Annotated in this window: 15 protein-coding genes; 14 read left to right on the forward strand and 1 reads right to left on the reverse strand. The window is 75.1% G+C overall.

Annotated elements, in window-relative coordinates; genetic code table 11:
• The 9 genes from CRM73_RS15540 to CRM73_RS15580 form a co-directional block, all read left to right on the forward strand.
• A partial coding sequence (locus CRM73_RS15540) for a RibD family protein (RefSeq protein WP_229588374.1) occupies positions 1–476 on the forward strand: 476 nt, incomplete at its 5' end.
• Between the two features lie 84 nt (positions 477–560).
• The gene (locus tag CRM73_RS15545; protein WP_017833944.1) at positions 561–1238 is read left to right on the forward strand and encodes a riboflavin synthase; all 678 of its coding nucleotides are present in this window, start codon (positions 561–563) and stop codon (positions 1236–1238) included.
• Positions 1238–1912: a 3,4-dihydroxy-2-butanone-4-phosphate synthase gene (gene ribB, locus CRM73_RS15550; RefSeq protein ID WP_081994146.1), complete on the forward strand. Its 675-nt coding sequence runs from the start codon at positions 1238–1240 to the stop codon at positions 1910–1912. The genes CRM73_RS15545 and ribB overlap by 1 nt, the downstream gene beginning before the upstream one ends.
• Positions 1909–2670, forward strand: coding sequence for a GTP cyclohydrolase II (locus CRM73_RS15555; protein WP_144836576.1), 762 nt, complete (start codon positions 1909–1911; stop codon positions 2668–2670). The genes ribB and CRM73_RS15555 overlap by 4 nt, the downstream gene beginning before the upstream one ends.
• A complete protein-coding gene (gene ribH / locus CRM73_RS15560; RefSeq protein ID WP_229588376.1) occupies positions 2667–3146 on the forward strand; it encodes a 6,7-dimethyl-8-ribityllumazine synthase in 480 nt (159 codons plus the stop codon). The genes CRM73_RS15555 and ribH overlap by 4 nt, the downstream gene beginning before the upstream one ends.
• Positions 3147–3216: 70 nt before the next feature.
• On the forward strand, positions 3217–3480 hold the full coding sequence (locus tag CRM73_RS15565) for a phosphoribosyl-ATP diphosphatase (RefSeq protein ID WP_017833948.1): 264 nt from the start codon (positions 3217–3219) through the stop codon (positions 3478–3480).
• 60 nt (positions 3481–3540) lie between these two features.
• Positions 3541–4386 carry an ATP phosphoribosyltransferase gene (gene hisG / locus CRM73_RS15570; protein WP_115162587.1) on the forward strand — a complete coding sequence of 282 codons (846 nt, stop codon included), beginning with the start codon at positions 3541–3543 and terminating at the stop codon, positions 4384–4386.
• 42 nt (positions 4387–4428) lie between these two features.
• On the forward strand, positions 4429–5193 hold the full coding sequence (gene hisF, locus CRM73_RS15575; RefSeq protein WP_229588378.1) for an imidazole glycerol phosphate synthase subunit HisF: 765 nt from the start codon (positions 4429–4431) through the stop codon (positions 5191–5193).
• A 324-nt stretch (positions 5194–5517) separates the two neighbouring features.
• Positions 5518–6522 (forward strand): helix-turn-helix domain-containing protein, encoded by a 1005-nt coding sequence (locus CRM73_RS15580; protein ID WP_229588380.1) that lies wholly within the window; start codon positions 5518–5520, stop codon positions 6520–6522.
• Positions 6523–6526: 4 nt separating this feature from the next.
• On the opposite strand, the gene CRM73_RS15585 is transcribed toward CRM73_RS15580, so the two are convergent.
• Positions 6527–7033: a hypothetical protein gene (locus CRM73_RS15585; protein WP_229588382.1), complete on the reverse strand. Its 507-nt coding sequence runs from the start codon at positions 7031–7033 to the stop codon at positions 6527–6529.
• A 150-nt stretch (positions 7034–7183) separates the two neighbouring features.
• On the opposite strand from CRM73_RS15585, the gene CRM73_RS15590 reads away from it, so the two are divergent.
• From CRM73_RS15590 to CRM73_RS15610, 5 genes are all read left to right on the forward strand, one after another.
• On the forward strand, positions 7184–7849 hold the full coding sequence (locus CRM73_RS15590; protein WP_229588384.1) for a Pr6Pr family membrane protein: 666 nt from the start codon (positions 7184–7186) through the stop codon (positions 7847–7849).
• A complete protein-coding gene (locus CRM73_RS15595) occupies positions 7815–9323 on the forward strand; it encodes an ATP-binding protein (RefSeq protein WP_229588386.1) in 1509 nt (502 codons plus the stop codon). Before CRM73_RS15590 ends, CRM73_RS15595 begins: the two co-directional genes overlap by 35 nt.
• A 68-nt stretch (positions 9324–9391) precedes the next feature.
• Complete coding sequence (hisI, locus tag CRM73_RS15600) at positions 9392–9772, forward strand: phosphoribosyl-AMP cyclohydrolase (protein ID WP_017833956.1); 381 nt, start codon at positions 9392–9394, stop codon at positions 9770–9772.
• Positions 9773–9825: 53 nt separating this feature from the next.
• A complete protein-coding gene (locus CRM73_RS15605; RefSeq protein WP_229588388.1) occupies positions 9826–11424 on the forward strand; it encodes an anthranilate synthase component I in 1599 nt (532 codons plus the stop codon).
• Positions 11417–11913 (forward strand): Trp biosynthesis-associated membrane protein (locus CRM73_RS15610; RefSeq protein WP_229588390.1); only part of this gene is annotated, 497 nt, incomplete at its 3' end. The genes CRM73_RS15605 and CRM73_RS15610, both read left to right, overlap by 8 nt.

An 11913-nucleotide genomic window follows, 5' to 3' on the forward strand; every position in this document is an offset into this window, starting at 1 on the left:
CCCGCGCCGACGCGGTCCTCGTGGGCAGCGGCACGGTCCTGGCCGACGACCCCCGGCTCACCGCCCGCACCGGCGACGGCGGCGTGGTCCCGCGGCAGCCCCTGCGCGTGGCCATGGGCCTGCGCCCCGTGCCCCGGGACGCCGCGATCCGCGGGACCGACGGGCGGTTCCGGCACGTCGCCACCCACGACCCCCACTCCGCCCTGGCCGAGCTCTACGACGCCGGCGTGCGCCACGTGCTGATCGAGGGCGGGGCCACCGTCGCCGCCGGCTTCCTGCGCGCGGGGCTCGTCGACGAGCTCAGCCTCTACCAGGCGCCCCTCGTGCTCGGGGCGGGACGGCCCGCCTTCGAGGAGCTGGGCATCGGCACCCTCGCGGACGCCTCCCGGTGGCGGCTCGACCCCGCCGGCGGCGGGCCCGTGCAGCAGCTCGGCCCCGACCTGTGGATCCACCTGCGGCCCGTCCCGCCGGACTGAGCGGACCGCCGGCCCCGAAGACCGACCGACAGACAGACAGACAGACAGAGTCAGAGACCAGGACAGAGACAGAGGTAGCACCGCATGTTCACAGGAATCGTCGCCGGCCAGGGCACCGTGCGCTCGGTCGACCCCCGCCCCGACGGCACGAGCGCCCGCCTCCTCGTGGACGCCGGCCCGCTCGTGGCCGACCTGCCGCACGGCGGCTCCCTCGCCGTCAACGGGGTCTGCCTCACGGCCACGCGCACCGAGGAGATCGGCCCCGGGCAGTTCCTGGCCGACGTCATCGGCGAGACGCTCGTGCGCACCAACCTCGGGGCGCTGGCCGCCGGGGACACCGTGAACCTGGAGCGCTGCGTGCCCGCCGGCGGTCGGCTGGACGGGCACGTGGTCCAGGGCCACGTCGACGGCACGGGCACCGTCACGGTCCGCGAGGACCTGGGGGAGTGGGAGCGGGTCCGGGTCGCCGTGCCCGCCGAGCTCGCCCCGTTCCTCGCCGAGAAGGGGTCGATCGCCGTGGACGGCGTGTCCCTCACGGTGACGGCGGTCAGCTCCCCCGGCGCCGGGGAGCACTGGTTCGAGGTCGGGCTCATCCCGGCCACCCTCGCCGAGACCACCCTCGGACGCCGCCCCGTCGGCGCGTCCGTCAACCTCGAGGTCGACGTCCTCGCGAAGTACGCCCAGCGCCTGCTGGCCTTCGCCCGGACCGACAGCACCCCGGCGCCGGAGACGGCCCGGACCACGGCAGGAGAAGGAGCATGATGCGGACCAGCAGCACCCACGAGGGGACCGGCCGCGGGGGCGACGGGACGACCGGGGAGATCCGGCTCGACCCCGTGGGGGCGGCCGTCGAGGCCATGGCCCAGGGCCGGCCCGTCGTCGTCGTGGACGACGCCGACCGGGAGAACGAGGGCGACATCGTCTTCGCGGCCGAGCACGCCACGCCCGCGCTGATGGGCTTCACCATCCGGCACAGCTCCGGCGTCGTGTGCGTGCCCATGACCGGGGCGCGGGCCGACGCGATGCGGCTGCCCCCGATGGTCGACGTCAACGAGGACTCGAAGGGCACCGCCTACACCGTCACGTGCGACGCCCGCCTCGGGGTGAGCACCGGCATCAGCGCCGCCGACCGCGCGCTCACCGCCCGGGTGCTGGCCGACCCCGCCGCCGGGCCCGGGGACATCACCCGGCCCGGGCACGTGCTGCCCCTCCGGGCCGCCGAGGGCGGGGTCGCCGTGCGCCGCGGGCACACCGAGGCCGCCGTCGAGCTGTGCTCCCTCGCCGGGCTCGAGCCGGTCGGCGTGATCGCCGAGCTCGTCCACGACGAGGGCGAGATGATGCGGCTGCCCGCCCTGCGCGCCTTCGCCGACCGGCACGGCATCCCGCTCGTGAGCATCGAGGACCTGGCGGCGCAGCTGCAGGAGGACCGCCGATGAGGCCGGACGCTCCCCTGGTCAGCTCCGAGCCCGTGGTGGTGCCCACGCCCGAGGGCCGGTTCGAGGTCATCGGCTGGCAGCTGCCGGGCGGGCCCAGGGACGCGGTCGCCGAGCACCTCAGCCTCACCGCGCCCTCCTCGGACCGCGTGCCCGTGGGCCGGCCCCCGCTCGTGCGGCTGCACTCCGAGTGCCTCACGGGGGACGTCTTCGGCTCCTACCGGTGCGACTGCGGGCCCCAGCTGCACCTGGCGCTGCGCCGGATCTCCGACGACGGCGGCACCCTCATCTACCTGCGCAACCACGAGGGCCGGGGGATCGGGCTGGTGAACAAGCTGCGCGCCTACAAGCTCCAGGACGGCGGGGCGGACACGGTCGAGGCGAACGAGCTGCTCGGCCTGCCCGCCGACGCCCGGGACTACACCGCCGCGGCGGCCATCCTGCACCGGCTCGGGCTGACCCGGATCCGGCTGCTGAGCAACAACCCCGCCAAGGCCGAGCGCCTGGCCGACCTGGGGATCGAGGTCGTCGCCATGGTGCCCAACGAGGTGCCGGCCCGCCCGGAGAACCACGACTACCTCGTGACCAAGCGGGACCGCATGCGGCACCGCCTGCGCCACGTCGACGACCCCACCGCCCACCGCGGCCCCGCGGCGGAGCCCGGCGGCCGGGCCGACCGCAGCACCGACAGCACCACCGACCGCACGTACGACAGCACCACCGACAGCACCACCAACGGCACAGGAGACCACACCCCATGAGCGGACACGGCGCCCCCGACATCGACCTCAGCACCGACGACGCGAGCGGCCTGCGCGTCGCCGTCGTCGCCTCCAGCTGGCACACCGAGATCATGGACGGGCTGGTCGACGGCGCCCGCCGCGCGCTCGCCGACGCCGGCGTGCGGGACGCGCCGGTCGTGCGCGTGCCCGGCAGCTTCGAGCTGCCCGTCGCCGCGGCCCGCCTCGCCCCGGGCCTCGACGCCGTGGTGGCCCTCGGCGTGGTCGTGCGCGGCGGCACCCCGCACTTCGAGTACGTGTGCTCGGCGGCCACGCAGGGCCTCACGGACGTGTCGGTGCGCACCGGCGTGCCCGTGGGCTTCGGCGTGCTCACGTGCGACACCGAGCAGCAGGGCCTGGACCGCGCCGGGCTCGAGGGCTCCCAGGAGGACAAGGGCTACGAGGCCACGGCCGCCGCGGTGCGCACCGCGCTGCTGCTGCGCTCCCTCGGGGTCTGAGCCCCGTCCCGCGGGGCGTGCGGGCCCGCGCCGGTCCGGAGGCCGTCGCGGACCCATTACCCTGGTAGTCGTGAAAACCTTCGAGACCCTCTTCGCCGAGATCAGCGACAAAGCCGTGACCCGACCGGAGGGCTCCGGCACGGTCCGGGAGCTCGACACCGGCGTGCACGGCATCGGCAAGAAGGTCGTCGAGGAGGCCGCCGAGGTCTGGATGGCCTGCGAGTACGAGACCTCGGAGCAGGCCGCGGAGGAGATCTCGCAGCTGCTCTACCACGTGCAGGTGATGATGGTCGCGAAGGGTCTGCGGCTCGAGGACGTCTACCGCCACCTCTGAGCGCCCCGCCGCACCGTCCGTCCCCGCCCCACCGAACTCCCTGAGCCGAGAAGGAACCCCATGCTGCGTGTCGCAGTGCCCAACAAGGGCGCCCTGTCCGAGTCCTCCGTCACCATGCTCAAGGAGGCCGGCTACCGGCAGCGGCGGGACTCCCGCGAGCTGGTGCTCGTGGACCCCGAGAACAACGTCGAGTTCTTCTACCTGCGCCCCCGGGACATCGCGGTGTACGTGGGCGGGGGCATCCTCGACGTCGGGATCACCGGCCGGGACCTGCTCCTGGACTCCGGGGCCCACGCCGACGAGGACCTCGGGCTGGACTTCGCCCGCTCCACGTTCCGGTTCGCGGGCCCGGCGGGCGAGTTCTCCTCGATCGCCGAGCTGGCGGGCCGGCGGATCGCCACGAGCTACGACGGCCTGCTGCGCGACTACCTCGCCGAGCAGGGCGTGGAGGCCTCCGTGGTCCGCCTCGACGGCGCCGTGGAGTCCTCCATCCGGCTGGGCGTGGCGGACGCGATCGCGGACGTCGTGGAGACCGGCAACACCCTGCGCGCCGCGGGCCTGCAGGTCTTCGGCGACCCCATCATGACCTCCGAGGCGCTGCTCATCCGCAGCCGTGCGGCCGGGGAGCCCGAGGGCCTGGCCGTGCTCCGGCGGCGCCTGCAGGGCGTGCTCGTGGCCCGGCAGTACGTGCTGATGGACTACGACGTCGCCGAGGAGTACGTCGAGGCCGCCACCCGGATCACCCCCGGCATGGAGGGGCCCACCATCTCCCGGCTCGGCCGCGGCAACGCCTGGGCCGTGCGCGCCATGGTCCCCAAGTCCGAGACCAACAAGGTCATGGACGCCCTCTACGACGTCGGGGCCCGCGCCATCCTGGTTTCCCCGATCCAGGCCGCCCGGATCTGACCCCCTTCCCGCCCCATCCCCGCAGCCGAGGAGGTGCCGCCCGTGGGCGTTGCCGTACGTGTCATCCCCTGCCTGGACGTCGACGCCGGTCGAGTCGTCAAGGGAGTGAACTTCGAGAACCTGCGCGACGCCGGTGACCCGGTGGAGCTCGCCAAGCGCTACAACGAGGCCGGTGCGGACGAGCTGACGTTCCTCGACGTCACGGCGTCCTCGGCCGCCCGGGCCACGACCTTCGACGTGGTCTCCCGCACGGCCGAGCAGGTCTTCATCCCGCTCACGGTGGGCGGCGGCGTCCGCGCGGTCGCCGACGTCGACCGGCTGCTGCGCTGCGGCGCGGACAAGGCGTCCATCAACACCGCCGCGGTTGCCCGGCCCGGCGTGATCGACGAGATCACCGGGCACTTCGGCAGCCAGGTGCTCGTCCTCTCCCTCGACGCCCGCCGCACGGGCAACACGCCCTCCGGCTTCGAGGTCACGACCCACGGGGGGCGCACGCTGACCGGTCTCGACGTCCTGGACTGGGCGCAGGAGGCCGAGGACCGCGGCGTGGGGGAGATCCTGCTCAACTCCATGGACGCGGACGGCACCCGGGCGGGCTTCGACCTGGAGATGATCCGGGCCGTGCGCGCCCGGGTGCACGTGCCCCTGATCGCCTCCGGCGGCGCGGGCGCCCCCGAGCACTTCCCGCCGGCGGTGGACGCGGGCGCGGACGCCGTGCTCGCCGCCTCGATCTTCCACTTCGGTCCCGTGCACGCGATCGCCGAGGTCAAGGACGCGCTGCGCGCGGCCGGCCACGAGGTCCGCTGAACGGCCCCGTGGTCCGGGACGGCCACCGGGCGTAGAGTCGACAGTGAGCTGACGACAGTCGCTCGACAGGCCGACCCGAAGGAGAGTCCACCGTGGGACTGAACAGCATCATCAGGAGCTTCACCGGACGTGCCGGGGGGACCGCCGGCCGTCCCGCCGGCGGACGCCGGGGCACCCGCGGAATGAACGCCGCCGGACAGGCGGGCGCGGGCAGGAGCGGCCGCGGTCTGGGCGGCATGCTGCGCGGCCTCCTCAACCGCCGATAGCGCACCGCACGCAGGGCGGCCCCGGAACGGGGCCGCCCTGCACATGCCGAGGACATCCATGACCACGACCGAACCGTCCGCCCCGGGCGAGAACTCCGGCCCCGCGGCGGACCCGGTCCGCCGGACGTCGTTCGCCACGAACGACGCCGACCGGGGCATCGCCGCCATGTCCGAGCTCTACACGGGTCTCGGCATGCGCCCGCCCACCGACGGCTCGTTCGAGCTGCGCATGGCGGCGGCCTCGACGGGCCCGCTCCTGGCGCACCGGTTCCGGCTGTCCACCTCGGAGTCCTCCGGCACGGGCGACGTCTCGGGCACGTACTCGGTCGTGCACGTGCTGACCGGGCGGCTGACGGTCAGCTCCGGGAAGGAGCGCATCGGCACGACCCTGCCGTTCCTGCTGCCCCAGGGTCTGTACGGCGGCCGGTGGGACGGGCTGCTGGAGCTGAGCACCGTGGTCCTGGACGCCCGCTCGGTCGAGGCGATCGCGCGCAACCTGCTCGGCCGGCCGGACTTCGCGCTGCGCTTCACGGGCAGCACGCCCGTGTCCGCGCAGATGACGCGGTACTGGCTGGCCCAGGTCCGGCACTTCCACCGGGACCTGCTGCCCAACGCGGAGGCGCTGCGCACGCCCCTGGTGCGGGCCGAGGCGTTCCGGTCGCTGGCCGGTGCCCTGCTGCACTGCTTCCCGAACACCTTCCTGGCGCAGCCGGCGCCGTCGGAGAGCGCACGGGCGCTGCCGGCGCAGGTGCGCCGGGCGGTCGCCTTCGTCGACGAGCACCTGCACGAGGACGTCGGTCTCGCCGAGATCGCCGCGGCGGCACGGATGAGCCCCCGCGGGCTGCAGGCCGCGTTCCGCCGGGAGCTCGGGCGCACCCCCGTCGGCTACCTGCGGGAGGCCCGCCTGGACGCCGCCCGGCAGGAGCTGCTCCGGGCCGACCCGGCCGGGGGCGTGACGGTCGCGGCCGTCGCCGCCCGCTGGGGCTTCGGCCATCCCGGGCGCTTCGCGACCGCCTACCGGGCCCGGTTCGGGGAGCCGCCCGCCGCCACGCTGCGCCGCTGAGACCTCAGGCTCGGTCGCCGTCCCGGCAGGTCCCCTCCAACCAGTCCCGCACCGGGACGAGCGCCTCGTCGAGCGCCTGCCCGTCGAACCGCGCCGAGGGGTCCTCCGCCAGGTCCTCCCCGTAGGAGTCGACCAGCAGCTGCACCCGCGCGTAGTCCGCGGCCAGCGCCGGAGGAGCGGCCCCGCGCACGGCCTCGACCTCGTCCTCGACGTCCTGCACCTCCGCCACGGTCGGGCCCGCCGAGAGGCCGGCCGGCAGCAGCGCGAGCACCAGGATGTCGTCGGCGACCGCCGCGCACGCCTCCCGGCGGTCCGGATAGGCGCCCCACGTGACGTCCGTGGCGGGAGCGGTCGACGCAGCGGGGGAGGCCGGGGGCGCCGCGGACGTGGGGGAGCCGGTCGGCGGGCCCGGGGCGCCGGGGCTCCCGCATCCGCACAGCACCGCGACGACGAGCGCGGCCACCGCCGTGCCGGGGACGGCGCGCCGCCCCGTCGCCGCCCTGGGATGCATCGTCTCGGTCCCGCCCGCCGTCGCCGCTCTGGTCCTGCTCCCACCATAGGCGCCGCCGGCCCGACCCGGCAGGGCCACGGGCGGGCGGGCACGGCCTGCGAGTGCCGGAACTCCTATCCTGGAGCCCGGAGGGCCGGGAGGAGGACGAACGTGCGTGTCGTCGTCGTCGCCGCCCGGGCCTGCGCCCTGGCCGTCGCGGTCTGGGCCCTGGTCTCGCGGGCGGACTGCGCCTTCGTGACGCGCACCTGCCTGGGGTCGAACCTGTTCAGCTACTTCACGGTCCACAGCGCCGTGCTGCTGATCCTGGCCGTGCTGGTGGCGCTCCTGCACACCGCCGCCGGGGCGCAGGAGCCGGGCTGGCTGACCGGGCTCCGGGCGATGGCCACCACCTACACCGTGGTCTCCGGGGCGGTGTTCGGGGTGCTGCTGGCCAACGCGGAGCTGTTCGGCCACCTCTTCCTCGTCCCGCTGTCCTCGCAGGTGCTGCACTTCGTGCTGCCGGTCTACGCCGTGGCCGACTTCCTGCTGTGCCCGGGCCGCCGGCGGCTGCGCTGGGCCGCCACCTGGGCGTCCACCGTGTTCCCGGCGCTGTGGGCCGTGTACACCCTGGTCCGCGGGCAGCTGGTGGGCTGGTACCCGTACTTCTTCCTCGACCCCGCCCTGGTGGGCGGCTATCGCGCGGTGGGCACCTACGCCCTCGGGCTGTCCGTGCTGATCCTCGCGGTGTCCTTCCTGACCGTCGCCGCCACCCGTCTGCCCACCGTCCCGGTAGGGTCGGCCCATGGACGACTCCTCTCCCGCCGGCCCGGTCCCTGATCCGGACGACGCCCAGCTCCTGCGCTCGGTCCGGCGCCTGGTGGACCGCCTCGCCGCCCTGCCGCCCGAGCGCGGGGACGAGCCCACGCCGCTCGGGCGGCACCTGTCCGCGGTGCTCGGCGCGGACGTGCGCACCCTGCCGGTGGTCTCGGAGGACTTCGCCCCGCACCGCCTGGCGGACGTCGACATCGCCCTCGCCGAGCTGGCGGGGGACGGGCCGGGCTCTCTCCTCGGCGTGAGCGGCGGCCGGAGCCGCGACGACCTCGGCCTCGCCGAGCTGCTCACGGCCCCGTACTCCGGGGCCGACATCGGCCCCGTCGACTACGCCACCCGGGCCACGGGCCCGGCCACCGAGCGGCAGGTCGTCGCGTTCGGCATCCGGTGCCTCACCGTGGACGGGGTGCCGGTGGCCGTGCTCCAGCGCATGCCCCGGCCCGAGTACGGCCGGTCGCAGGTGGTCCTGGAGGTGCTCGCCGCGGACCCCGCCGTCTGCGGCACGTTCCTCGCCCGGCTGCGGGCGCTGATGCTCGAGCGCAGCGTGCTGCGCGGCCAGGTGCTCTCGTTCGCCGCCACCGAGTACGGCAGCGCGGCCGGGGCCACGTTCCTGCCGCGCCCGCACGTGCCCGCCGACGAGATCGTGCTGGCCCCGGGCCTGCTGGAGCAGGTCGTGGGGCACGTCGTGGGCATCGGGGAGCACCGCGACGCGCTCCGGGCCGCGGGCCAGCACCTCAAGCGCGGGATCCTGCTCCACGGCCCGCCGGGGACCGGCAAGACCCTCACGGTCCGGCACCTGCTCTCCGTCACCCCGGGGACCACGGCGATTCTGCTGACCGGGTCGGGCCTGCACCTCATCGGGGCCGCCGCCGAGGTGGCCCGCACCTTCCAGCCGTCGATCGTGGTGCTGGAGGACGTCGACCTCGTGGCGATGGACCGGGACCTCGGGTCCGGGCCCCAGCCGGTGCTCTTCGAGGTGCTCGACGCCCTGGACGGGCTCGACGGCGACGCCGACGTCGCGTTCGTGCTCACGACCAACCGCGTGGCCGTGCTGGAGCGGGCGCTCGCCGAGCGCCCTGGGCGCGTGGACCTCGCGGTCGAGGTGCCGCTGCCGGACGCGGACGCCCGGTCCCGGCTGTTCCGGCGGTACGCGGGGGAGCAGCGGTTCTCCGCCGCCGCCCTCGACGCCGCGGCGGTGCGCGCGGAGGGGACCACCGGCTCCTTCCCGAAGGAGCTGGTCCGCCGGGCCGTCCTCGCGGCGGCCGTCCGGGGCGAGGACGCGGCGGACGCGGACCTGTCCGCCGCCCTCGACGAGCTCCTCTCCGGCGGGGAGGCGCTGACCCGCCGGCTGCTCGGCCACGCGGACACAGGGGAGTCCCCCGACGAGTACGAGTACGAGGACACGGACGAGGACACGGACGAGGTCACGGACGAGGTCACGGACGGGCTCCGGTGGTGCGCCCGGCCGGAGGCCCCCTGACGGCTCCGGAGGTCCCCGGCGGACGCCGGGGGCCGGGCCGCCCGGACAGGTCGATAGGATGGGTGGCGATGAGCGAGCAGACCCCCGACACCGGAACCGACGTCCTCGACCCCGCCGTGGCCCGGCGGCTCAAGCGCGACCCCTCGGGCCTCGTGGCCGCCGTGGTGCAGCAGCACGACACCCTCGAGGTGCTCATGCTGGGCTGGATGGACGACGAGGCCCTGCGCCGCACCCTCACGGAGGGCCGCGTGACGTTCTGGTCCCGCTCCCGCCAGGAGTACTGGCGCAAGGGCGACACGTCCGGGCACGTCCAGGCCGTGCACAGCGTGAGCCTCGACTGCGACGGCGACGCCCTCCTCGTCCGGGTCGACCAGACCGGGGCGGCCTGCCACACCGGCACCCGCAGCTGCTTCGACGGCCGCGACCTCGGCGCCGTCGCCGCCGTCTGAGCCCCGCCACCCTCCTCCCTCCCGTCCGCCACCAGGAAGTCAGGTCGACACCCATGCAGGACCTGGGCAGCATCAGCCCCACGCTCGAGGAGTTCCGCGCGCTCGCCGCGGAGCGCCGCGTCATCCCCGTCCGCGTCAAGATCCTCGCGGACGCCATGACCCCGATCGGTCTCTACCGGGCCCTCGCCCTCGAGGACGGGGCGGCCCGGGCGGGCACGTTCCTCCTCGAGTCCGCCGCCGAGGGCGGCGTCTGGTCCCGCTACTCCTTCATCGGCGCCAACTCGCGGGCCACGCTCACCGCCCGGGACGGCGAGGCGCACTGGATCGGGCAGGCCCCGGCCGGCGCCCCCACCGGCGGCAATCCCGTCGAGGCGCTGCGGGACACCATGGCGCTGCTGCACACGGAGCGCTTCGAGGACGTCCCCCCGCTGACCTCCGGGCTCGTGGGCTTCGTCGGCTGGGAGGCCGTGCGCCGCTGGGAGAAGCTCCCGCACCCGCCGGAGGACGACCTGCGCATCCCCGAGCTGGCCATGAACCTGGTCTCGGACATCGCTGTCCACGACAACACGGACGGCACCGTGATGCTCGTGGCCAACGCGATCAACTTCGACGACACCGACGAGCGCGTCGACGAGGCCTGGGCCGACGCCGTGGACCGGGTGCACGCGATGCTCGAGCGGCTCGCCCGGCCCCTCGGCCACGGCACGGCCTCGACGCTCACCGGCAGCGACGAGATCCGGGGGGACCTCGAGTCCAAGGTCGACCAGAGCTGGGACCGCACCCTGTTCATGAACTCCATCGTGGAGGGCAAGAAGGCCATCGTGGACGGGGACATCTTCCAGGTGGTCGTCTCCCGGCGCTTCGAGACCGAGTGCACGGCCGACTCCCTCGACGTCTACCGCATGCTGCGCGCCATCAACCCCAGCCCGTACATGTACCTGTACAGCTTCGAGGACGCCGGCGGCCGTCCCTTCTCGATCGTCGGCTCCTCCCCGGAGGCGCTCGTGACCGTCACGGGGGACCAGGCGGTGACCCACCCCATCGCCGGGTCCCGCCCGCGCGGGCGCACGGTCGAGGAGGACCTGGCGCTGGAGCGGGACCTGCTCCAGGACGAGAAGGAGCGCTCCGAGCACCTCATGCTCGTGGACCTCGCGCGCAACGACATCTCCAAGATCGCCGTCCCGGGCTCGGTGGAGGTCACGGAGTTCATGGAGGTGGAGCGCTTCAGCCACATCATGCACCTGTGCTCCAACGTCGTCGGCCGGATGCGCCCGGACGCCACCGCCTACGACGTGCTCGCCGCGACGTTCCCCGCCGGCACCCTCTCCGGGGCGCCCAAGCCCCGGGCCCTGCGCCTGCTCGACGAGTACGAGCCCCTGCGCCGCGCCGTCTACGGCGGCGTGGTCGGCTACCTCGACTTCGCGGGGGACATGGACATGGCCATCGCCATCCGCACGGCCCTGCTCGTCGACGGCAAGGCCTACGTCCAGGCCGGCGGCGGGATCGTCGCGGACTCCGACCCCGAGACCGAGGCCCTCGAGTCCCTCAACAAGGCCACCGCACCGCTGCGGGCGGTGCTGCTCGCCGAGCGGCTGCACGCCCTGGACCTCGACCGGGTGGCCGTGCCGGAGACGGGCGCCGGGCGTGCCTGAGGCCCGCGGCTCCCGGCGGGCGGCGCTGTCCCGGCGGTCCACGGTGGTGCTCGCCACCCTGGTCGCCGCCCTGGCCGTGTTCGCCTGCTCGGCCGCCACCTGGGTCTCCGCCACGGTGCAGACCACGCTCGAGCCCGTGACCGTGGACGTCGCCGGGTCCGACGCCGCGCCGGCCGTCACCGCCCTCGGGCTCGTCGCGGCCGCCGGTGCCCTCACCACGGCGATCTCCGGCCGGGTGCTGCGCACCGTGGTGTCCGTGGTGGTCGTGCTCGCCGGCCTCGGCGCACTGGCCGCGTCCGTGGCCGTGCTGGCCGATCCGGCCGGGGCCGCGCAGACCGCCGTGGGCGAGGCCACCGGCATGATCAACGCCGGCGGCGACTTCGCCGTCACCGCCTGGCCCCCGCTCGCGGCGGCCGCCTCGGCGCTCGTGGCGCTGTGCGGCGCCTGGGCCCTCGTGGCCGGCCGCACCTGGACCGCGGCCCGGCGCTA

Source organism: Kocuria sp. CCUG 69068 (assembly GCF_020833785.1).
Taxonomy (GTDB): Bacteria; Actinomycetota; Actinomycetes; order Actinomycetales; family Micrococcaceae; genus Kocuria; species Kocuria rosea.